The sequence below is a fragment of the Pseudomonas sp. ES1 genome (assembly GCF_050586605.1).
GTDB lineage: Bacteria > Pseudomonadota > Gammaproteobacteria > Pseudomonadales > Pseudomonadaceae > Aquipseudomonas > Aquipseudomonas sichuanensis.
The window spans coordinates 15,420-38,239 of record NZ_JBOBDM010000017.1 but is presented as its reverse complement, the minus strand read 5'-3'; the positions used below and the strand labels follow the sequence as shown (position 1 = coordinate 38,239).

16 protein-coding genes are annotated in these 22,820 nt (G+C 64.0%); 9 read left to right on the top strand and 7 right to left on the bottom strand.

The features are described from left to right. Positions 1-120 precede the first annotated feature (120 nt). Positions 121-948, bottom strand: a complete 828-nt coding sequence (locus ACQ4N9_RS09570) for a peptidoglycan DD-metalloendopeptidase family protein (RefSeq protein WP_390968307.1) — start codon at positions 946-948, stop codon at positions 121-123. A gap of 3 nt (positions 949-951) precedes the next feature. Continuing rightward, positions 952-2,331, bottom strand: a complete 1,380-nt coding sequence (gene xseA / locus ACQ4N9_RS09565) for an exodeoxyribonuclease VII large subunit (RefSeq protein WP_390968305.1) — start codon at positions 2,329-2,331, stop codon at positions 952-954. 138 nt (positions 2,332-2,469) lie between these two features. Here xseA and ACQ4N9_RS09560 point away from each other — a divergent pair, with 138 nt between their 5' ends. Next, positions 2,470-3,234, top strand: a complete 765-nt coding sequence (locus ACQ4N9_RS09560; protein WP_390968303.1) for an N-acetylmuramoyl-L-alanine amidase — start codon at positions 2,470-2,472, stop codon at positions 3,232-3,234. Here the strand turns inward: ACQ4N9_RS09560 and ACQ4N9_RS09555 are convergent. Further along, the gene (locus tag ACQ4N9_RS09555; protein ID WP_390968301.1) at positions 3,222-4,121 is read right to left on the bottom strand and encodes a LysR family transcriptional regulator; all 900 of its coding nucleotides are present in this window, start codon (positions 4,119-4,121) and stop codon (positions 3,222-3,224) included. The two genes, ACQ4N9_RS09560 and ACQ4N9_RS09555, sit on opposite strands and share 13 nt — an antisense overlap. Positions 4,122-4,218: 97 nt before the next feature. Between ACQ4N9_RS09555 and ACQ4N9_RS09550 the strand changes: the two genes are divergently transcribed. The 4 genes from ACQ4N9_RS09550 (at position 4,219) to guaA (ending at position 8,838) form a co-directional block, all read left to right on the top strand. Beyond that, positions 4,219-4,974: a sulfite exporter TauE/SafE family protein gene (locus ACQ4N9_RS09550; protein WP_390968299.1), complete on the top strand. Its 756-nt coding sequence runs from the start codon at positions 4,219-4,221 to the stop codon at positions 4,972-4,974. A gap of 46 nt (positions 4,975-5,020) precedes the next feature. After that, positions 5,021-5,578, top strand: a complete 558-nt coding sequence (locus ACQ4N9_RS09545) for a sugar ABC transporter ATPase (RefSeq protein ID WP_390968297.1) — start codon at positions 5,021-5,023, stop codon at positions 5,576-5,578. An 86-nt stretch (positions 5,579-5,664) separates the two neighbouring features. Continuing rightward, positions 5,665-7,134 carry an IMP dehydrogenase gene (gene guaB, locus ACQ4N9_RS09540; protein WP_125465273.1) on the top strand — a complete coding sequence of 490 codons (1,470 nt, stop codon included), beginning with the start codon at positions 5,665-5,667 and terminating at the stop codon, positions 7,132-7,134. Positions 7,135-7,260: 126 nt separating this feature from the next. After that, a complete protein-coding gene (guaA, locus tag ACQ4N9_RS09535; protein ID WP_125859986.1) occupies positions 7,261-8,838 on the top strand; it encodes a glutamine-hydrolyzing GMP synthase in 1,578 nt (525 codons plus the stop codon). Between the two features lie 45 nt (positions 8,839-8,883). Here the strand turns inward: guaA and ACQ4N9_RS09530 are convergent, their stop codons facing one another. The 3 genes from ACQ4N9_RS09530 to ACQ4N9_RS09520 form a co-directional block, all read right to left on the bottom strand. Continuing rightward, on the bottom strand, positions 8,884-9,357 hold the full coding sequence (locus ACQ4N9_RS09530; RefSeq protein ID WP_390968295.1) for an OsmC family protein: 474 nt from the start codon (positions 9,355-9,357) through the stop codon (positions 8,884-8,886). Positions 9,358-9,400: 43 nt separating this feature from the next. Further along, the gene (locus ACQ4N9_RS09525) at positions 9,401-11,281 is read right to left on the bottom strand and encodes a sulfatase-like hydrolase/transferase (protein ID WP_390968293.1); all 1,881 of its coding nucleotides are present in this window, start codon (positions 11,279-11,281) and stop codon (positions 9,401-9,403) included. A 214-nt stretch (positions 11,282-11,495) separates the two neighbouring features. After that, entirely contained in the window at positions 11,496-14,438 is a 2,943-nt protein-coding gene (locus ACQ4N9_RS09520) for a dermonecrotic toxin domain-containing protein (RefSeq protein WP_390968291.1), read from the bottom strand. 206 nt (positions 14,439-14,644) lie between these two features. Here ACQ4N9_RS09520 and ACQ4N9_RS09515 point away from each other — a divergent pair, with 206 nt between their 5' ends. Together ACQ4N9_RS09515 and tadA are read left to right on the top strand one after the other, a co-directional pair. Continuing rightward, entirely contained in the window at positions 14,645-16,027 is a 1,383-nt protein-coding gene (locus ACQ4N9_RS09515) for a multicopper oxidase family protein (RefSeq protein WP_390968289.1), read from the top strand. Beyond that, positions 16,027-16,506 carry a tRNA adenosine(34) deaminase TadA gene (gene tadA, locus ACQ4N9_RS09510; protein ID WP_390968287.1) on the top strand — a complete coding sequence of 160 codons (480 nt, stop codon included), beginning with the start codon at positions 16,027-16,029 and terminating at the stop codon, positions 16,504-16,506. Before ACQ4N9_RS09515 ends, tadA begins: the two co-directional genes overlap by 1 nt. A 77-nt stretch (positions 16,507-16,583) precedes the next feature. On the opposite strand, the gene mltF is transcribed toward tadA, so the two are convergent. Continuing rightward, a complete protein-coding gene (gene mltF, locus ACQ4N9_RS09505) occupies positions 16,584-18,041 on the bottom strand; it encodes a membrane-bound lytic murein transglycosylase MltF (protein WP_110993284.1) in 1,458 nt (485 codons plus the stop codon). A gap of 324 nt (positions 18,042-18,365) precedes the next feature. On the opposite strand from mltF, the gene purL reads away from it, so the two are divergent. Both purL and ACQ4N9_RS09495 read left to right on the top strand, forming a co-directional pair. Next, positions 18,366-22,265, top strand: coding sequence for a phosphoribosylformylglycinamidine synthase (gene purL, locus ACQ4N9_RS09500; protein ID WP_390968285.1), 3,900 nt, complete (start codon positions 18,366-18,368; stop codon positions 22,263-22,265). A 2-nt stretch (positions 22,266-22,267) separates the two neighbouring features. Continuing rightward, entirely contained in the window at positions 22,268-22,579 is a 312-nt protein-coding gene (locus ACQ4N9_RS09495) for an NGG1p interacting factor NIF3 (protein WP_390968283.1), read from the top strand. Positions 22,580-22,820: the final 241 nt, after the last annotated feature.

Below are 22,820 nucleotides of genomic sequence, written 5' to 3'. Positions count from 1 at the left end.
ATGGCGCAAGACATGGGTACTGCGGGTGGCAGTACTGGCCTCTTCGCGGGTAAACCCGCTCCCACAGGTGTCACTGTGCCTGTGGGAGCGGGTTTACCCGCGAATGGGGGGATGCCGATTTCAGGGTTGGAACGCACCAATGAAAATCGCCGGATCCACCCGCGCATCATTGAGGCTGACGTTCCAGTGCATGTGCGGCCCGGTGGCGCGCCCGGTCGAGCCCACCCGGCCGACCACCTCGCCACGGCGCAGCACCTGGCCTGGCTTCACGTCGATCTTCGACATGTGGCAGAACATGCTGATGAAACCCTGGCCATGGTCGACGAACACCGTGCGGCCATTGAAGAAGTAATCGCCCACCAGGATCACCTTGCCATTGGCCGGGGTCTTGATCGGCGTGCCGGCGGGCACGGCGAAGTCCAGGCCGGCGTGGGGGTTGCGCTCTTCGCCATTGAAGAAGCGACGCACGCCGAACTTGCTCGACAGCGGGCCATTGACCGGTTTTTCGAGGATCAGGTTGCTCGGCAGCGTGGGGCTGAAGCTGCGGTAGGCCTTCACTTGCTCGGCCAGTTCGCGCTCGATGCGCTTGAGGTCGTCGGGCTCGGGGTTGACCTGGCGCTTGTTCTTCAGGGTGATGTGCTGTTCGGGGTACTTCTTGCTGCCGACGGTGAAGGGCAGGCTGCGGCCGCCCTGGGTGAGCACGGCGTTGCCGGGCTTTTGCGTCAGCGGGATGCCGACGATGGCCAGCCAGGTGTCCTGCTCCTTGACCACCAGCACCGGCTTGCCATCGAAGCGCGCGCTCGGGGCGCTGGCCGAAGGGCCAAGGTCGACCACCGCGACGCCGCCAGGCACCGGCTTGTCGAGGGTGCGGGTGATGTAGCTGGCCTGGGCAGCGGTGAGCGGCAGCAGCAGGAACAGGGCGAGCAGGGGGGCGAACAGGCGGGGCATGTGTCAGTCCAGTAGCGAAAGGGTGACCGGAGTCTGGTGGTTGTCTTCGACCCGCACTTTGAGTTCGCCTTCATTGAGGCGTGCGGTCAGGCGCTGGCCATTGTGGGTCTGGGCGGCGCTGCGAATGGCCTGGCCACGTTCGTCGAGCAGGATGCTGTAGCCGCGGGCCAGGGTCGCCAGCGGGCTGACCACCTGCAGGGTCTGCAGTTGCGCCTGGAAGCGCTGGCGGCGGTCCTTGAGCACTTCGCGCATGGCCCGTGGCAGGCGTTCGCCAAGGCTGTCCAGGCGTTGCTTGAGCAGCTTCAGCGAACGGCCGGGGTGTTGCGCGGCCAGGCGGGTGTCGAGACGGCCCAGGCGCTCGTGGCGGCGTTGCAGGCTGAGCATGAAGGCGCGGCGCAGGCGCATGTCCAGGTCATCCAGGCGCTGGGCCTGCTGGCGCAGGCGCTCGCCCGGGTGGCGCAGGCGCCGGGCCAGCCCATCGAGGCGCAGGCGGTCGTGGGCGAGGCGGTTCTGGATGCGCAGCAACAGGCGCCGCTGCAGGCTGTCCAGGCGCTGTTGCAGGCCGCTGCTGTCGGGCGCCAGCAGTTCGGCTGCGGCCGACGGGGTGGGGGCGCGCACGTCGGCGACGAAGTCGCTGATCGACACGTCGGTCTCATGGCCCACGGCACTGACGATGGGCGTCACGCACGCCGCCACGGCGCGGGCCACGGCCTCTTCGTTGAAGCACCAGAGGTCTTCCAGCGAGCCACCGCCACGGGCCAGGATCAGCGCATCGAAGCCTTGGCGGTCGGCCAGCTGCAGGGCGCGGACGATCTGGGCGATGGCCTCGCGGCCCTGTACCGCGGTGGGGATCAGGTTCAGCTCGACCTGCGGCGCACGGCGGCCGAACACGCTGATGATGTCGCGGATCACCGCGCCCGTGGGCGAGGTGATGATGCCGATGCGTTGCGGATGCACCGGCAAGGGTTTCTTGCGTTCGGTGCTGAACAGGCCTTCGGCGCCGAGTTTTTCCTTCAGGGCCTCGAAGGCCAGGCGCAGGGCGCCGTCACCGGCCGGTTCGACGGTGTCGAGGATCAGCTGGTAGTCGCCACGGCCTTCGAACAGCGAAACCTTGCCGCGCACCTTGACCGCCAGGCCGTCGCGCAGCGCCTGGCGAACGCGCAGGGCGTTCTGGCGGAACAGCGCGCAGCGAATCTGCGCGCCGCTGTCCTTGAGGGTGAAGTACAGGTGGCCGGAGGCGGGGCGGGCGAGGTTGGAAATCTCGCCTTCCACCCAGACGCTGCGGAACACGTCCTCGAGCAGCACGCGGGCGCGGCCGTTGAGCTGGCTGACGGTGAGGACCTCGCGGTCCAGGCCGAGTCTTTCGAAAGGGTCTCTGATCATGCCGGGCATCATAAAGGAGCCGTCGCGCGGATGCACTGTGCCGGCTGCTGGCACGCCCAACCTTGGGAGCATTTCCGGCTGCCGGCCCCGATACCCGGCGATGCAGGCTGGGCGCCTGATTCCATGAGGAGATCCGCCATGTATCCCATAGACGCCCACACCTACCGCTCCAAGGCTTTCAACCGACGGGTGCGATTCCTGGTGCTGCATTACACCGCCGCCAATTTCAACGGCTCGATCAATGCGCTGGTCAAAGGCACCCAGGTCAGCGCCCATTACCTGGTGCCCGACCCGTCCGATCCGAGCTTCGCGAGTGCAGGTTTTGACGCGATGCGCACCTTCAACCTCGTCGACGAGAACGAGCGCGCCTGGCACGCGGGTGTCAGCGGCTGGGCCGGACGCAGCAACCTGAACGATACGTCGATCGGCATCGAGCTCGTCAACCAGGCGTCGGTGAGCAACGGCCAGTTCGTGTTCCCGCCCTATCACCCCCAGCAGGTGGAAGCCCTGATCCAACTGGGCCAGGCGATCCTGCAGCGCTATCCGGACATCACGCCGACCCAGGTGGTCGGCCATAGCGACATCGCCATTGGCCGCAAGAGCGACCCTGGCGCCGCTTTCCCCTGGCAGGCCCTGTACCAGGCCGGTATCGGTGCCTGGTATGACGAGGCGCGCAAGGCGCACTACCAGCAGCGGTTCGCGGGTTGCCTGCCGCAGCTCGAGGTCGTCCTCGGCAAGTTGCGTACCTACGGGTACAGCTTCCCGACCAGCCCCGACCCGGCCCAGGTGCGTGCCTTGCTCAGGGCGTTCCAGCTGCATTTCCGGCCGGGCAACTTTGACGGTGTGCTGGATGCCGAGACCGCGGCGATCGCCTTTGCGCTGGTGGAGCGCTACATGCCCTGATCGCCCTGTGGCGAGCGCAGGCTGTCCAGCAGCTTTCTCGACAGCGCTCCCGCGTCGCGTCGGCAGGCCAGGGCCACGGTGCTCTGGCAGGCCTCGGCCAGCGGCACGAAGGTGACCGAGGGCGGGGCAATCTCGCGCATGCTCAGGGGCAGCAACGCCACCCCGAACCCGGCCTGGATCAGCTGCAGTTGCGTGGTCTTGCGCGACACCACCTGCGCCGCCTGGGGGAAGAATCCTTCGTTCATGCACAACGACGCCGACAGGTAGCTCAACCCGCCGCGCTGACGATGGGGTATGGAAATGAAGCGTTCCTCGCGCAGTTGCCCCAGCCGAACACTGCCGGCCGTGGCCAGTGGGTGGCTTGCCGACACCGCCAGCAGGAGGGGCTCGTCGAACAGTGCATGCAGCTCCACGCCCTCGTGCTGACGCAGCACCGGCAGGCGCAGCAGGCCGATCTCCAGGCGGCCTTCGGCGATGTCTTCCAGTTGCGCCTCCGACGATTGCTGGGCGATCTCCAGGGAGACGCCGGGGTTGTCTTTGAGGTAGCTGCCGAGGCGCTGCAGCAGCTGCCCTGTCAGCGGCACGGTACTGGAGTGGTTCAGCCGCAGGTTGCCGCGCAGGCCCTGGCCCACCTCGCGGGCCAGGCGTTCGGCCTTGTCCAGGTCGGCCAGCAGGCGTCGGGCGCGGTCGAGGAAGGCCAGCCCAGCGGCGGTCAGCCGTGGCTGGCGGGCGGTACGTTCGAACAGCGCGGAGCCCAGGTGCAGCTCCAGTTCCTTGATCTGACGGCTGAGGGCCGACTGGGCGATGTACAGCCGCTCGGCGGCGGCACTGAAACTGCCGGCCTCGGCGATTTCGACGAAATAGCGCAGTTGGCGGATCGAAGTCATGTCATGCCTTTTTCAGATGGCTCATGGCGTAAAGGCATATTAGTCGGCATGGCTTGTCGCTGGCTAACCTTCTGGGGTCTCCCGAGGAACTGCCGCAATGCTCGCTCAACTGTCGTTTTCCATGCTCGACTGGCTACCCATCCTGCTCGGTGTGGGGGTGGCCTACATCGTCTTCGGCATCGCCGGCTTCGGCACCGCGCTGGTCGCAGGCCCGGTCCTGATCCACTTCATGCCCCTGTCGCGGATCATCCCGCTGCTGGTGCTGCTGGACTTCGTCGCCGCCTTCGGCAACCTGCTGCCATCACGCCGGGATGTGGTGCGCGGCGAACTGCTGCGCCTGCTGCCCTGCATGGCCGTGGGCTGCACCCTGGGTGTGGTGTTCCTGCTGCGGCTCAAGTCCGACCTGCTGCTGTTGCTGATGGGCCTGTTCGTCACCGCCTATGCGATCTACGGCCTGGCGGTGAAAGTGCGCCCGGCAACTCTTTCGGGCCTGTGGGCGGTGCCGATGGGCACGGTGGGCGGCCTGTTCGGTGCGCTGTTCGGCAGTGGCGGGTTCCTGTATGCGATCTACCTGAGCGGCCGGCTGGCGTCCAAGGAGCAGGCGCGGGCCACCCAGAGCGCATTGATCAGTTGCAGCACGGTGGTACGCCTGTCGCTGTTCCTGATCGCCGGTGTGTATGCCGATACCAGCCTGCTGTTGCTGGCCGCCTGCCTGCTGCCAGTGATGTTCCTCGGGCTGTGGGTTGGCAGGCGGTTGACCCTGAAATTGTCCCGCGAAGCCTTCGTGCGCCTGGTGACCTGGCTGGTACTGGCCAGCGGCCTGGCGTTGATCGGTCGCTACCTGAGCGCGTGAGCGGTAGAATTGCGCCATTACCGCAGTCCGCAGGCGCGTTTCGTTCATGAACACCCAAAGCATCATCGTCCCTAAACTGTCCACCGTGCCGTCCCACGAAGCCCGCTCAAGGGCCATCCTGCGCTGGCTGGTGCGCGAGAAGATCGTCGAGGAGCAGCTGACCACCTGCGGGCGTACCGGCAACCGCATGGGCCATGCCCTGGCCGAGGGGGCGCGCAAGGTGGCCCTGCACCCGGAGAAACTGCCTTTCGGCGAGCAGGTCAACGGCCTTGAAGTGGTGCTCAAGCGCTGCATCTACACCCCCACCGACGCTTTTCTCGAAGAAGCCGGCTGCCCGGAATGCCGGCGCGAGGTCGGCGAGCCGCTGTTCGAGAGCCTGGAGGAGTGGACGCCGGGGGTGAGCGACAACTTCACCTGCCCGTTGTGCGGCTTCGAGGACGACATCAATGGCTTTCTTTACCTGCAGCCATGTGCCTTTTCCAACCTGGGGTTCATCTTCAACAACTGGGGCGAGGCCGGGTTTACCCAGGCCTTCCTCGACAGCTTTGCCGACTGGCTCGATCAGCCGGTGGCGGTGGTGCAGGTAAAACTGCCACAAGGCTGACCGAAGGCCCTTATTTTGCATTGAGCGGCGCGCCGTGCATGAGTATAATGGCGCGCTTCCATTTTTCCCGCCCGGGAGCCCCCGCGATGCTGCGTATCAGCCAAGAAGCCCTGACTTTCGACGATATCCTCCTTGTACCTGGTTATTCCGAGGTACTGCCCAATGAAGTCAGTCTCAAGACCCGTTTGACTCGTGGCATCGAGCTGAACATTCCCCTGGTTTCCGCCGCCATGGATACCGTGACCGAAGCGCGTCTGGCCATTGCCATGGCCCAGGAAGGCGGCATCGGCATCATCCACAAGAACATGACCATCGAGCAGCAGGCCGGCGAAGTGCGCAAGGTCAAGAAGTTCGAGGCTGGCGTGGTCAAGGACCCGATCACCATCGACGCCGACGCCACCGTGCGCGACCTGTTCGACCTGACCCGCCTGAACAACATCTCGGGCGTTCCGGTGCTGGCCAACGGCGACCTGGTGGGCATCGTCACCTCCCGTGACGTGCGCTTCGAAACCCGCCTGGACGCCAAGGTCCGCGACGTGATGACGCCTAAAGAGCGCCTGGTCACCGTGCGCGAAGGCGCCGACAAGAACGAAGTCCGCGAGCTGCTGCACAAGCACCGCCTGGAAAAAGTCCTGATCGTCGACGACAAGTTCGCGCTCAAGGGCATGATGACCGTCAAGGACATCGAAAAAGCCAAGGCCTACCCACTGGCGAGCAAGGACGACCAGGGTCGCCTGCGCGTCGGCGCTGCCGTCGGCACCGGCAAGGACACCGGCGAGCGCGTTGCCGCCCTGGTCGCTGCCGGCGTTGACGTGGTGGTGGTCGACACCGCCCACGGTCACTCCAAAGGCGTGATCGACCGTGTTCGCTGGGTTAAAGAGACCTACCCGCAAGTGCAGGTGATCGGCGGCAACATCGCCACCGGCGCTGCTGCCAAGGCCCTGGCCGAAGCCGGCGCCGACGCCGTCAAGGTCGGTATCGGCCCAGGCTCGATCTGCACCACCCGTATCGTTGCCGGTGTCGGCGTGCCGCAGATCAGCGCCATCGCCAACGTCGCCGCTGCGCTGGAAGGCACGGGTGTGCCACTGATCGCCGACGGCGGCATCCGCTTCTCCGGTGACCTGTCCAAGGCCATCGTTGCCGGTGCTTCCTGCGTGATGATGGGTTCGATGTTCGCCGGTACCGAAGAAGCCCCGGGTGAAGTCGAGCTGTTCCAGGGCCGTTCGTACAAGGCTTACCGCGGCATGGGCTCGCTGGGTGCCATGGCGCAGGCGCAAGGCTCCTCCGACCGTTACTTCCAGGACTCCTCGGCCGGTGCCGAGAAGCTTGTTCCTGAGGGGATCGAAGGCCGCGTGCCATACAAAGGCGCCCTGTCGGCGATCATCCACCAGCTGATGGGCGGCCTGCGTTCGTCCATGGGCTACACCGGCAGCGCGACCATCGAAGAGATGCGTACCAAGCCGGAGTTCGTGCGCATCACCGGTGCCGGCATGGCCGAGTCCCACGTGCATGACGTGCAGATCACCAAAGAAGCCCCTAACTACCGGGTCGGCTAACGCCTCCAGCGGTAAGCGACAAGCTTCAAGCTACAAGCGGTAGTTGCCCTTCTGCAACTACCGCGTTTTCCCCGATCAACTTGCAGCTTGCGGCTTGAAGCTTGCAGCTGCATCAGAGATTGAGTCATGGCCCTCGACATTCACGCTCACCGCATCCTGATCCTCGATTTCGGTTCCCAGTACACCCAGCTGATCGCCCGCCGCGTGCGCGAAATCGGCGTGTACTGCGAGCTGCACCCGTTCGACATGGACGATGAAGCGATTCGCGAATTCAACCCGCGCGGCATCATCCTCGCCGGCGGCCCCGAGTCGGTCCACGAAGCCAACAGCCCGCGCGCGCCACAGGCCGTGTTCGACCTGAAAGTGCCGGTGCTGGGCATCTGCTACGGCATGCAGACCATGGCCGAGCAGATGGGCGGCAAGGTCGAAGGTTCCGAGCTGCGCGAGTTCGGCTATGCCCGCGTTGACGTGGTTGGCAAGAGCCGCCTGCTCGACGGTATCGAAGACCACGTCGACGATGACGGCGTACTGGGCCTGGACGTGTGGATGAGCCACGGCGACAAGGTCACCCAGATGCCAGGCAACTTCAGCGTGCTGGCCAGCACCCCAAGCTGCCCGATCGCCGGCATGTACGACGATGCCCTGGGCTACTACGGCGTGCAGTTCCACCCGGAAGTGACCCACACCAAGCAGGGCGGCCGCATCCTGTCGCGCTTCGTCCAGGACATCTGTGGCTGCGAAGCCCTGTGGACTCCGTCCAACATCGTTGAAGACGCCATTGCCCAGGTCCGCGAACAAGTCGGCTCGGCCAACGTCCTGCTGGGCCTGTCCGGCGGCGTCGACTCTTCCGTGGTTGCCGCGCTGCTGCACCGCGCCATCGGCGACCAGCTGACCTGCGTATTCGTCGACAACGGCCTGCTGCGCCTGCACGAAGGCGACCAGGTGATGGCCATGTTCAAGGAGAACATGGGCGTCAAGGTGATCCGCGCCGACGCCGAGAAGCAGTTCCTCGACAACCTGGAAGGCGAAGCCGACCCGGAGAAGAAGCGCAAGATCATCGGCCGCACCTTCATCGACGTGTTCGATGCCGAAGCCAGCAAGCTGGACAACATCCAGTTCCTCGCCCAGGGCACCATTTACCCCGACGTGATCGAGTCGGCTGGCGCCAAGAGCGGCAAGGCCCATGTGATCAAGTCGCACCACAACGTCGGTGGCCTGCCGGAGGAGATGAACCTCAAGCTGGTCGAGCCGCTGCGTGAGTTGTTCAAGGACGAAGTGCGCAAGATCGGCCTGGAGCTGGGCCTGCCGTACGACATGGTCTACCGCCACCCGTTCCCGGGCCCGGGCCTGGGCGTGCGTATCCTGGGTGAAGTGAAGAAGGAATACGCCGACATCCTGCGTCGCGCCGACCACATCTTCATCGAGGAACTGCGCAAGGCCGACTGGTACCACAAGACCAGCCAGGCCTTCGTGGTGTTCCAGCCGGTCAAGTCGGTGGGTGTCGTCGGCGATGGCCGTCGCTACGCCTGGGTCGTGGCGCTGCGCGCCGTCGAAACCGTGGACTTCATGACCGCACGTTGGGCGCACCTGCCGTACGAGCTGCTGGAAACCGTCAGCGGCCGCATCATCAACGAAATCGCCGGTATCTCCCGCGTCACCTACGACGTGTCGAGCAAGCCGCCTGCCACTATCGAGTGGGAATGAGTTGAGCCACAAGGGCGCCGCAAGGCGCCCTTGTCGTATCTGGCCTCAGCCCTCGCGGTTGATCACCGGCTCACAATGCACCGGGAAGTTCACCGAGTTGGCGATGAAGCATTCGTGGTGGGCGTCTTCATGCAGGCGCAGGGCGACTTGCGCATCCGAATCGTTGCTCACCAGCACCTGCGGGCGCAGCACGATGGCCGTGAAATGCCCCTTGAGTTCGCCATCACCTTCGACCATTCGGCCCTCTGGCTTGTCGACGTACGCCAGCACATTCACGTTGTTCACCGCGCACAGGTGCAGGTACCACAGCTTGTGGCAGGCTGATACCGACGCGAGCAGCAGGTCTTCGGGGTTCCAGCGGCTGCGGTCGCCACGAAAAGCCGGGTCGGCCGAGCCGGGCAGCGCTGGCTTGCCCTGGGCCTCGATACTGAAGTCCCGTTGGTAAGCCGTATAGCTGGTGGTGCCCTGGCCGGCATTGCCGGTCCAGTTCACGGTCAACGCGTAGGTATGTTCCTTCATGACCCTTCCTTGCGAGTGTGTATGGACGGGGGATGATTGCACATCACTCGCCTGGCTTGGGGTCTTTTGCAAACAGCGCCTTCTGGTACGCGTCGTAGGACAGCAGGCGGTTCTTCAGGGTCGTGAACGCGTCGCCTTCGACCGGTTGAGGGTTCTTTTCTTGCGGGTCGTCTTCGAGGTGGTAGCGCACGAGAGTATCCGGGCTGTATTCGTAGATGTACTTGTACGGGTGCTCCACCAGTGCAGAGGACAGCTGGTCGAAGAACGTCGACATGTAAAACACCCGCTTGCCGTGGTCCCTGAGCAAGCTGATGCCTTGTACGTTGAATGGCGCGTCGGCCACCGCGAAGAAGTCGGCAATGGTGGGGGCGATGTCGGTCTGCTGGCTGGTGGTCGATATCGGCTTGGCCAGGGTCTTGCCCTTGGCCCAGAAAATCAGCGGCACGGTCACTTCTTCTTCGTGCATGGACGAGTTGTGAATGAACAGCCCGTGTTCGCCGAACGACTCGCCATGGTCGCCCACCAGCACGAACAGGGTGGAGTCGAGCAGGCCCGCCTTGTCGTACCCCTCGAGCATTTGCCCGATCAGGGTGTCGGTGGTTTCGATGCAGGTTTCGTACTTTTCCAGCGCTGACTGCGAGGCGGACGTGCCCGTGCAGTCGTAGGGGTAATGCGCGGCGCTTGGGAAGTACAAGGCGATAAACCCTTTGCCGGTTTTGCTGATGGCCTGCAGGTAGGGAATGCTGGATGCGTACAGCAGCTCGTCACTCTCGCCAAAACTGCTGTTGTTCTGCGCCAGTGTGTTGGCGGGCGCGATGTCGGCGACGGCATAGGCGTTGGCAACACCGATGGACTTGAGGAAACCGTCCATGTTCTCGAACTGCAGGAAGAGTGAGCTGAAGGCGACGGCCTGCATGTTGTTTTTCTGCTGCAGCTCATGGATCACGCCGGGCTGGTAGAGGGGCATCGCCTCTTTGATTTCAACACCGGGGTAGGCGTGCTGCCCGGTGAAGATCGAGTAGTAGCCCTTGGATGAATGGGGCACCGTCACATACGACTTGAACAGCATGCCCTCGCGCGAAAGCCTGTCGAAGGTGGGGTAGCGCTGGGCGGTGCGGACATCGGCGCCGAAAATGCTGTTCCAGCGCACCGACTCCATGACGATATACACCAGGTTCTTGAAGTCTGCTGCGGGCGCGCTGTCGAGTTTGGGCAGGGTGTTGATGGCGGACACGGGGTAAGCGGGTTGTTCGAAGGGCAGCAGGTTGGGGTGCAGGCTCGCATTCTCCTGGGTGGCGTTCTGCAGGGCTGAGACCAGCGAGCGGGTGACGATGTTGTCGTTCAGGTCATAGCGGGCGTCCTTGGCGAAGATCGCCCCCAGCAGCAGGCCGCACAGCAACACGACCAAGCCCAGGGTGCGTGCCCTTGCCGGCGCGGCAGGCGGGCGCTTGAACGCCTGGTAGGTGGCCAGGCCCACCAGCCCCCAAGCCGCCAGGTAAGCGAGGAACAGCACGAACACGATGAAGCGGAAGGTCAGGCCAAAGCCTGCCAGCTGGTTGAGGAACACCGGCGCCCCCGACGTCAGGTTGCTGGCATTTTCAAGGCTGTATTGGATCAGCGACCAGTCCAGCGGTTTGAGCCACAGCTCCCTCACGCGCATGTCGACGAGCAGCAGGAGCAGCAGGGCGCCGGCCAGGAAAGCGACCAGGAAGAAGCTGTACTTGCGCCTGCGCAAGGTAGTGATGGCAAGCAGGTAGACCAGCGCGGCCAACAGCACGTCCTGCAGCAGGTACAGGGCGATGCTGGACGGGCTGGTGTCGATCCAGCGATTGGCGAAGTAGCCAATCAGGATGATCTTCGGCGCCAGCAACAGGGATAAGGCGAGCAGTAGGGCAATGTGCAGCGGCCAAGTCCTTTTCCACATGGTTTCAAGCCCCGGGTTCGTCGAAGGGGTGCAACGTGCTGAACGGGTGCTGGGCAGGCCGTCGCTGGCAGGCCTCGATTGCAAGAACTTAAGCAGCCGGTCCGGAACTGTGCAAGGTCGGTGGGCCGTCGTGGGGCTGGCCCTTGCCTTGGATGTCGGGCACGACAAGTGCGCCATGCAGCGCACTTGTCGGTTCTGCCCGGTTCATTGGCCCTTAGGCACTGATGTAGCGCATCCCACGCAATGCGAGGAAGGTATGCAAGTCGGAGAGCTGCGGCAGCCGACGTTCGTGCACCGATTCCCATTCCGGTCGTTCGACGTAGATGTAGCGACCTTCGCGCTCAATGGGGGTGCGTCGCAGGGCCATGTCGCGGCCTCTGCTGACGACGACCGAATGGCCATCTTCATTGTCGAGGGTATAGTCGCCTGGGCGTGGCAGTCGCTTGTCGAAGTCTGCGGTGGTCGGGCGAGATGTGTCCACTGCGGCCCGCAGGCGCAGGTCGCTCTTGAGTTGATACACATGGCCTTCGGTGGGCTCGAGTCCAGGGTCGATGTCAAACCTGTCCGGCTGGCCCTCGCCCACATCCACGACGCGCAGGCCAATGGCACCTTCCGTCTCGGCAAGCCCCGCGACGCCTTCGAACGTATTGGCGTGGGTATTACCCACCAAAGCCACCCACCGCCCCGGGCCGCGCAGTGCTTGATCGGCCTGAATGATGCGGTGAGCGTAGAAATTCATCATTTCCTGGCGCGCTACCTTGGACGGCGTAGTGGACCACGCCTGCCTGTAGCTCGCCTTGCAGTCGATGGCCTGTATGCGCACGCCATTCTTCTGTGCCGCTATCAACACCTGGCGGAATGTGTAGCGGCCGGAGCGGTCTGTGAAATGGCCGTTGTCTTGAGTTTTGACATAGGTATCCAAGTCCGCGGGCATCTGGCCCGTGCGATTGAACGTGTCGAGGTCGGCCTGTTGGAAATCGGTCTGGTAGTGCTCCATGTACAGCGTTTTTACCTTCAGCTTACGCAGCAGGCTCATGTTGTCGATCAGCAAGCGCTTGCTGCCGATACCGCTGTGGGCTTCCCCGACGACCAGGCCATTGGTGTTGTCATAGATCTGTCTGAACAGGTCTTTGGGGGTCGAATTGGCGACAGGCTCAGGAATCGGTGGTCGCGGCGGCAGTTCAGGCGACTGCATGAACCTGGCCGCGTCAGCTGCCAATTGGTCGCGCAATGCGAGGAAGTGCTTAAGGGCCGCCATGCGCTGTGGATTGGTGATGTCCTCCCTCTGGCCAGTGAGCTCCAAGTCATGGAGATTGCGCAAGAGAGGGCGCTGATTCGCCGGAACCTCGTAAGGCGTTTCGGGAAGTGCAGGCAGGCTGGCCCCGTTGCCGACGCGCCCCCAGCTTTTTAGTCGCGAAAGCATGCCTCCCTTGAGGCCCAGGCGTTCGACGGGGTACCACTGACCGTCGTCTGCCAGGCGAATGGCTTGGCTCTTGTAGAAGGAGTACGGGTTTTCGGGGTCGACGATGGTCCAGGTCTTCAGCTCGTTCACATAACGCACCTGGTAGGGCAGCTCGTCGACCAGCACGTAGAATTGGCCGTCCTGGATGTAGACGCCTTCGAGTACGCCGGAGCCGGGGTCGCCGGTGAGCAGTACGTTGGTTTCGAAGGGGGCCAGCAGTTCCCAGCTCTCACCTGGCCAGAAGGGGCGAGGTACCCAGGCATGCAGGTCATCCGCCTCGATGGCGCGATCCTCTTCCTGGGGTTGCGTTTCGTCTGGCTCGGGCGAAGCGGCGTCTTCTTCGATGGCGCCCGCCTCCGAGGCTTGCGCTGACTCGCCCAGTTCCGCCAGAGGTTTGCCTGGTGCGCTGCGAAGGAAGGTGGCATTGAACAACGTGTTGATGGCGGCAAAGATCGCCCCGGTGACGCCAGCCTTGCGTTCGAGTGTGGTATGACCATTGATCGCCTGATCGATGTTCAGGCCTGTCTCGGCCAGGCCTGCGCCAACCACCGCCAGCGCGACGGGCCAGTCCACCGCAGCCATTGGCCCGAAGACCTGGCCGAAGGCTTTCAGGTAGCCGATCCACAACTGTTTGCGCAGGTCGCTGTTGGTGCGCAAGGAGAAATGCGCATCATCGAGCATGCGCTGGCGGGCCTTGTCCCGTAGCCAACTGAACGCGTCGCCCTGGATCGTCAGGTCCAGGGTGTTCAGGCCCGAGTGGTCGTTTCTGCCCCAGCCTTGGTACAGCAGGTCGATCAGGTGGTTGAGCCCGACATTGCTGTCGCCCTCTTCGCGATCGGCAAGCGAGAAGTGCCCCATGAAGCGGATGCGGTTCTGGGCGTGGTTGTTGTGATTGAGCACCCACCAGAACAGTTCGTTGCTGTCCGGGAACAACTGCAGGGCATCGACTTCGCCGGGTAGGTACAGCAGTTGTCGACCGTCCTGCATTTCTACTCGGAGAATATCGGTTGCCACATGGCCGCCGATATCCAGGGCGCACAGGCGAACTTCCGGGCTTGGGACGACTTCTTCCTGCAACTGTTCCTGAGTTGGCGGCCAGAGCTGCCCGCCAACAAGGGCCTGCGAGACCTCTGCGCAGCACTTGGCAAGCGCCGAGCCCGGGGCTTGGGCGCACACCTCCAGGACTTTGCTCAGGAAGTTGGCTTTGGCCAAAGTGCGAAAATGCGTCGGCTGCTCGGACCAGAACGCGCTGAGGCGGTTGTTGAAGTCGGTGGCAAAGTCGATGCTCCAGAAGTAGTTCAGGACTTGCCTGGCATCGAGCCTGACTTCGTTGTGTTCGTCGTATACACCCTTGTCCGGCCCATCGCTGTAGAAACCGACCAGGTAGCCGAGCAGGTCGGCATTGTCCTGCTCGCTGACGTTGAAGCGCTGCATTACCAACTGCGGCAGGGTGAGTGACTGGTAGGGGCGTTCGAAATGCTGCCATCCATTGAACGTTCTGGGGCTGCTGACGGCCTCTTTGAATCGATGCAGAAAAACTGTATCGGGGTCCAACGAGCGCAAGTCGTTGCGCTCGAGGACCTGCTGCGCGACATTGCGCGCCATTTCACGCATGTCCGGGCAGTCCGCGATCAGCTGGCTTGCCAGGTCGTGCAGGTCTTTTTGTTCATTGGTGTGCATGGGGTCGAGTGACATTGCTTTAATCCGTGTGGGAGGAACGGATGTCAGCGTTGTCGGAAGTGCAGCCGCGCTGGTGGTGCATATTGCTTGGGGCCTGGACAGGCTCGGGCTGAAATCTGTCCTTTCACTTAATCTTTCGCAAATGCAGGTGTATCGTATTCGCCCTTCATCGCCGGCCATTGCCGGTGTACTGATTGTGCAGAAAAGAGGTACCCGCACCGATGTCCTTTACCCGTCGACAAATGCTCAAGGGCCTGACCGGCCTGGTGGTGGTAGGCCTGGGCGCCGGGGGCGCAGCGCGCTACTGGCTGGGCAAGGTCGAGGATGACAACGCCGGGCACGACTACGAGCTGATCGCTGCCCCCCTGGATGTCGAGCTGGTGCCGGGTTTCAAGACCGAGGCCTGGGCCTTCGGCCCGTCGGCGCCGGGTACCGAGCTGCGGGTGCGTCAGGGCACCTGGTTGCGGGTGCGCTTCATCAACCACCTGCCGGTGGAAACCACCATTCATTGGCACGGCATCCGCCTGCCGCTGGAAATGGACGGTGTGCCTTATGTGTCGCAGTTGCCGGTCAAGCCGGGCGAGTATTTCGACTACAAGTTCAAGGTGCCGGATGCGGGCAGTTACTGGTACCACCCGCACGTCAGCAGCTCCGAAGAGCTCGGCCGCGGCCTGGTGGGCCCGCTGATCGTCGAGGAGCGCGAGCCGACCGGCTTCGCGCATGAGCGCACCCTCAGCCTGAAAAACTGGCATGTCGACGAGCAGGGCGCCTGGATGCCGTTCAGCGTGCCGCGCGAGGCTGCCCGCAACGGCACCGCAGGCCGGCTGATCACCATCAATGGCCAGCCCGACTCGGTCACCGAGTTGCCGGCCGGGCAGGTGGTGCGGGTGCGCCTGCTGAACCTGGACAACACCTGGACCTACCGCCTCAACCTCAAGGGCAACTGCGAGGCGATGATCTACGCCCTCGATGGCAACCCGGTCACGCCGCGCCCTCTGGACGACGATTACTGGCTCGGGCCGGGCATGCGTATCTGCCTGGCCATCCGTATCCCCGAGGCGGGCGAGGAGGTTTCCCTGCGTGACGGCTTCGTGCGCCTGGGTACCCTGCGCTCGGTGGCCAGCAACCAGGCGCCGGGCGACTGGCCCAAGGCGCTGCCGGCCAACCCGATTGCCGAGCCGGACCTGGACAATGCCGAGAAGCTCAACTTCAACTTCGAATGGGTCGGCAAGGTCTCGGTGAACACCGACAATGGCAAGCCGCCGAGCCTGTGGCAGATCAACGGCCAGGCCTGGGACATCACCGACAAGACCTGCGCCGACCGGCCGATTGCTACGCTGCAGAAGGGCAAGAGCTACATCTTCGAGCTGAAGAACATGACCCAGTACCAGCACCCGATCCACCTGCATGGCATGAGTTTCAAGGTGATCGCGTCCAATCGCCGCAAGATCGTCGAGCCGTGGTTCACCGACACCTACCTGCTGGGCAAGAACGAACGGGCCCAGGTGGCATTGGTGGCCGATAACCCGGGGACCTGGATGTTCCATTGCCATGTCATCGACCACATGGAAACCGGCCTGATGGCCGCGATCGCGGTGGTCTGATGCGCCCACAGATCATCGATCGCAGCCGCGATCAGGAATTCATGCGCCTGGCGCTGCAACTGGCCGCTGAAGGCGCAAGCCTGGGTGAAGTGCCGGTGGGTGCGGTGCTGGTGCAGCACGGCCAGGTGATCGGCCAGGGCTTCAACCGGCCGATCATCGACAGCGACCCCAGCGCCCATGCCGAGATGGTTGCCATCCGTGCTGCGGCGAAGTCCGCCAGCAACTACCGGCTGCCGGGCAGCACCCTGTACGTGACCCTGGAGCCCTGCAGCATGTGTGCCGGGCTGATCGTCCATTCGCGTGTGGCGCGAGTGGTGTATGGGGCGCTGGAGCCCAAGGCTGGCATCGTGCAGAGCCAGGGGCAGTTCTTCGGGCAGGGCTTTCTCAACCATCGGGTGATGGTCGAGGGCGGGGTGTTGGCCGAGGAGTGCGGGGCGATTCTGAGCGCGTTCTTCAAGGCCAGGCGGGCGAAGGCTTAGCTCTGGCAGTCTTGTGTCGCCTGTGCCGGCCCTTTCGCGGGTAAACCCGCTCCCACAGGCGCCATGGGAAGCCGGGATTACATCGCTGGCGACTGCTCCGCCGGCTTGTCCTTGTTCACCCCTGGCACATGCAGGTTGCCTTCGGCCACCTGGCCCTCGAGCTGCGGCTGGGTCACCCAGGTGAGGATGTCGTAGTAGCGGCGGATGTTGGCCACGAAGTGCACCGGCTCACCGCCGCGGGCATAGCCGTACTTGGTCTTGCTGTACCACTGCTTCTGCGACAGGCGCGGCAGCATCTTTTTCACGTCCAGCCATTTGTTCGGGTCGAGCTTTTCGCGCTTGGCCAGGGTGCGGGCGTCTTCCAGGTGGCCGCTGCCGACGTTGTAGGCGGCCAGGGCGAACCAGGTGCGGTCGGGCTCCTTGATGCTGTCGTCGAGCTCTTCCTTGATCTTCATGAAGTACTTGGCACCGCCCTGGATGCTCTGCTTGGGGTCGAGGCGGTTGGATACCCCCATGGCCTGGGCGGTGCGTTGGGTGAGCATCATCAGGCCGCGCACGCCCGTCTTGGAGGTGACCTCCGGTTGCCACATGGATTCCTGGTAGCCGATGGCCGCCAGCAGGCGCCAGTCCACTTGCTCGACCTTGGCGTAGCTCTTGAAGTGCTTCTCGTACTTGGGCAGGCGCTGCTGCAGGTGCTGGGCGAAGGTGTAGGCGCCCACGTAGCCGAGTACATCGACGTGGCCGTAGTAACGGTCTTTCAGGCGCTGCAGGGTGCCGTTCTTCTGCGCCTTGTCGAGAAACTCGTTGACCTCGTTGAGCAGGCTGTTGTCGTCACCGGCGGCCACCGCCCAGCGCTGGTCGCGGCTGTCGCCCAGGTCGAAGGCCACGCGTACGTTGGGGAAGTAGACCTGGTTCATCGCCAGCTCGTTGGAGTCGACCAGGGTCAGGTCGATCTGGCCTTCGTCGACCATGCGCAGCAGGTCGACCACTTCGACGGCGTCGGACTCTTCGTACTCAAGCCCCGGGTTTTGCTTTTTCAGTTCCGCCAGCTGGTCGGCGTGGCTGCTGCCCTTGAGCACCATGATTTTCTTGCCCACCAGGCCTTTGGCATTGGTGGGGCGCGAACGGCCGTTGCGGTAGATGACCTGGGGCGTGACTTCAAGGTAGGGGTGGGAGAACTTCGCCTGGGTGGCGCGCCGCTCGCTGCTGACCAGGCCAGCGGCGGCCAGCACCGGGCCGGACGGCTTGCCCAGTTGGTCGAACAGTTGGTCGAGGTTGTCGGCGGTCTCGATCTGCAGCTTCACCCCAAGGTCGTCGGCAAAACGCTTGACCAGCTCGTACTCGAAGCCGGTTTCGCCGTTGCGGTCCTGGAAGTAGGTGGCCGGGCTGTTGCGGGTAATCACGCGCAATACGCCGTCCTCCTTGACGCGTTCGAGGGTGCTGGGTTTTTCAACGCAGGCACCGAGCATCAGGAAGAGTCCGGTTGCGAAGAGCCATTTGGCGCAACGCTGGCGCAAAGCAGTGTGGGCGAACATAGCGTGCAGTATACGCAAAGGACTGCTGGCGCCATATCTCGACAATATGCGGGTTGTCTGGTAGCGGATTTTGCGCCACTGGCGGCATCAAGGCGCGCGTGGGGGCGGGCTTGCCCCGCGATTGGCAGGTGCTGGCGGCGCTTTTCGAGCCTCTGGCGCTATCGCGGGGCACGCCCGCTCCCACGTTTGGATAGGTGTTTTTTTTGACTCCCAGGTCCGGTTCCACCGCCCGGCACCATTGGCTTAGAGCGGGTGCCGAAAGCCTGCAAATTAGGCTAGAATGCACGGCCTCTAAGCACACCCCTTCCTGAGGCTGTCCCGACGATGTTGATCCTGCGCGGCGCTCCTGCCCTTTCTGCCTTTCGCCACGGTAAATTACTCGAGCAACTGAGCCAGAAAGTCCCCGCTGTTACTGGTTTGTATGCCGAATTCGCCCACTTCGCCGACGTCGACGGCGAGCTGACCGCCGACCAGCAGCAGGTGCTGGGCCGTCTGCTCAAGTACGGCCCGAGCGTGCCGGTGCAGGAGCCGACCGGCCGCCTGTTCCTGGTGGTCCCGCGCCTGGGCACCATCTCGCCTTGGGCCTCCAAGGCCAGCGACATCGCCCACAACTGCGGCCTGCAGTCGATCCAGCGCCTGGAGCGCGGCATCGCCTACTACGTCGCCGGTGAATTGTCCGACGCCGATGCCCAGCTGATCGCCGCCGAGTTGCACGACCGCATGACCCAGCGCGTGCTGGCCAAGCTCGAAGGCGCCGCCGACCTGTTCAGCCACGCCCAGCCCAAGCCGATGACCTCGGTCGACGTGCTGGCCGGTGGCCGCGACGCGCTGGCCAAGGCCAACATCGACCTGGGCCTGGCCCTGGCCGAAGACGAGATCGACTACCTGGTCAATGCCTTCCAGGGCTTGAAGCGCAACCCGAACGACATCGAGCTGATGATGTTCGCCCAGGCCAACTCCGAGCACTGCCGCCACAAGATCTTCAACGCCAGCTGGGACATCGACGGCGAAGAGCAGGAAAAAAGCCTGTTCGGCATGATCAAGAACACCTACCAGATGCACAGCGAAGGCGTGTTGTCCGCTTACAAGGACAACGCCTCGGTGATCGTCGGTTCGGTGGCCGGCCGCTTCTTCCCGAACCCTGAAACCCGCCAATACGGCGCGGTGCAGGAGCCGGTGCACATCCTGATGAAGGTCGAGACCCACAACCACCCGACCGCCATCGCCCCGTTCTCCGGCGCCTCCACCGGCTCCGGCGGCGAAATCCGCGACGAAGGCGCCACCGGCCGCGGCGCCAAGCCAAAGGCAGGCCTGACCGGCTTCACCGTGTCCAACCTGCGTATCCCGGGCTTCGAACAGCCATGGGAAAAAGCCTATGGCAAGCCGGAGCGCATCGTCGACGCGCTGGACATCATGATCGAAGGCCCGCTGGGCGGCGCTGCGTTCAACAACGAGTTCGGCCGCCCGGCACTGACCGGCTACTTCCGGACCTTCGAGCAGAGCATCAACACCCCCCACGGCGAAGAAGTGCGCGGCTACCACAAGCCGATCATGCTCGCCGGCGGCATGGGCAACATCCGTGAAGACCACGTACAGAAGGGCGAGATCACCGTCGGCGCCAAGCTGATCGTGCTCGGCGGCCCGGCCATGCTGATCGGCCTGGGCGGCGGCGCCGCTTCGTCGGTGGCCACCGGCGCCAGCTCTGCCGACCTGGACTTCGCCTCGGTACAGCGCGAAAACCCGGAAATGGAGCGCCGTTGCCAGGAAGTCATTGACCGTTGCTGGCAGCTGGGTGACAAGAACCCGATCGCCTTCATCCACGACGTGGGTGCTGGCGGTATCTCCAACGCCTTCCCCGAGCTGGTCAACGACGGTGGCCGCGGCGGGCGCTTCGAACTGCGCAACGTGCCCAACGACGAGCCGGGCATGGCCCCGCACGAGATCTGGAGCAACGAATCCCAGGAGCGCTACGTGCTGGCGGTCAGCGCCGAAGACTTCGAGCGCTTCCAGGCCATCTGCGAGCGCGAGCGCTGCCCGTTCGCTGTGGTTGGCGAGGCTACCGAAGAGCCGCACCTGACCGTCACCGACAGCCACTTCGACAACACTCCGGTGGACATGCCGCTGGACGTGCTGCTGGGCAAGCCGCCGCGCATGCACCGTTCGGTGACCCGCGAAGCCGAGCTGGGCGATGAGTTCGACCCGAGCACGCTGGAACTGGCCGACTCCGTCGAGCGCGTCCTGCGTCACCCGGCCGTGGCCAGCAAGAGCTTCCTGATCACCATCGGCGACCGCACCATCACCGGCCTGGTCGCCCGCGACCAGATGGTCGGCCCGTGGCAGGTCCCGGTGGCCGACTGCGCCGTCACCGCCACCAGCTTCGACGTCTACACCGGCGAAGCCATGGCCATGGGCGAGCGTACTCCGCTGGCACTGCTGGATGCCCCGGCGTCCGGCCGCATGGCCATCGGCGAGACCATCACCAACCTGGCCGCCTCGCGCATCGAAAAACTGTCCGACGTCAAACTGTCGGCCAACTGGATGTCCGCCGCTGGTCACCCGGGTGAAGATGCCCGTCTGTACGACACCGTCAAGGCCGTGGGCATGGAGCTGTGCCCTGAACTGGGTATCACCATCCCGGTCGGCAAAGACTCGATGTCGATGAAGACCAAGTGGAGCGAAGAGGGCGCCGAGAAGAGCGTGACCTCGCCGATGTCGCTGATCATCACCGGCTTCGCCCCGGTCACCGACATCCGCAAGACCCTGACCCCGCAATTGCGCATGGACAAGGGCGAAACCGACCTGATCCTGATCGACCTGGGTCGCGGCCAGAACCGCATGGGTGCCTCGATCCTGGCGCAGACCCACGGCAAGCTGGCCAGTGCCGCCCCTGACGTCGACGACGCCGAAGACCTCAAGGCGTTCTTCGCCGTGATCCAGGGCCTCAATGAAGACGGTCACCTGCTGGCCTACCACGACCGTTCCGACGGCGGCCTGATGACCACCGTGCTGGAAATGGCTTTCGCTGGCCACTGCGGCCTCGAGCTGGAACTGAACACCCTGACCAGCAAGCGTGAAAAGGTTGCTGCCATCCTCTTCAACGAAGAGTTGGGTGCGGTGATCCAGGTGCGTCAGGACGCCACCGGTGAAGTGCTGGCACAGTTCAGCGCCGCCGGGCTGGGTGAAGACTGCGTCGCGGTGATCGGCCAGCCGATCAACAATGGCGAAGTCCTGATCAACTTCGAAGGCATCGAGCTGTTCAAGGGCGATCGTCGCCTGCTGCAGCGCCAGTGGGCCGAGACCAGCTACCAGGTTCAGCGCCTGCGCGACAACGCCGACTGCGCCGACCAGGAATTCGACCTGCTGCTCGAAGAAGACAACCCTGGCCTGTCGGTCAAGCTCGGCTACGACGTCAACGACGACATCGCCGCGCCTTACATCAAGAAGGGCGTGCGCCCGCAAGTGGCGATCCTGCGCGAGCAGGGCGTCAACGGCCAGGTCGAGATGGCAGCAGCCTTCGACCGCGCAGGCTTTGCCGCGATCGACGTGCACATGAGCGACATCCTCGCCGGCCGTGTCGACTTCGAAGCTTTCAAAGGCCTGGTGGCCTGCGGTGGCTTCTCCTACGGCGACGTGCTCGGTGCCGGTGAGGGCTGGGCCAAGTCGGCGCTGTTCAACGCCCGTGCCCGCGATGCCTTCCAGGCCTTCTTCGAGCGTACCGACAGCTTCGCCCTTGGCGTGTGCAACGGTTGCCAGATGATGTCCAACCTGCACGAGCTGATCCCGGGCACCGAGTACTGGCCGCACTTCGTGCGCAACCGCTCGGAGCAGTTCGAGGCGCGCGTGGCCATGGTCGAGGTGCAGAAGTCCAACTCGATCTTCCTGCAGGGCATGGCCGGTTCGCGCATGCCGATCGCCATCGCCCACGGTGAAGGCCATGCCGAGTTCGCAAGCGAAGAGGCACTGCTGGAAGCCGACCTGTCCGGTTGCGTGGCCCTGCGCTACGTTGACAACCACGGCAAGGTCACCGAAGCCTACCCGGCCAACCCGAACGGCTCGCCGCGCGGTATTACCGGCCTCACCAGCCGTGACGGTCGCGTGACCATCATGATGCCGCACCCGGAGCGTATGTTCCGTGCCGTGCAGAACTCCTGGCGCCCGGACGAGTGGCAGGAAGACGCGGCCCTGATGCGCATGTTCCGTAACGCGCGCGTCTGGGTGAACTAAGGGTGCACAAGCTCGCCTTCTTCGTCCCCGACAGCCATGTCGAAGTGGTCAAGGCCGCTGTGTTTGCCGCCGGTGGCGGACGCATCGGCGACTATGACCACTGCGCCTGGCAGACCCTCGGCCAGGGCCAGTTCCGCCCGTTGCACGGCAGCCAGCCGTACCTCGGGCAGGCCGGCCAGGTCGAGGTGGTCGAGGAGTGGAAGGTGGAGCTGGTGGTGGCCGACGGGCTGATCATTCAGGTCGTCGACGCGCTCAAACGGAGCCATCCGTATGAGACACCGGCTTTTGAGGTCTGGCAGTTGCTGGACCTTTGAGGCGACGTTTGAATGGACCCCAAAAGGGTGGGCATAGGCCAATGCCAGTCAGTTAGCGCTTCATCGCACTTATTGGGGCTGCTCTGCAGCCCTTCGCGGGTAAACCCGCTCCCACAGGTTTCGCGCCAGCTTGAGGCTTTGCGAGATCCTGTGGGAGCGGGTTTACCCGCAAAGCGGCCCAAATTGGCTTAACTGACCGACATTAGGGCATAGGCCCACCCTTTTTTGTGCTCAAACGCTA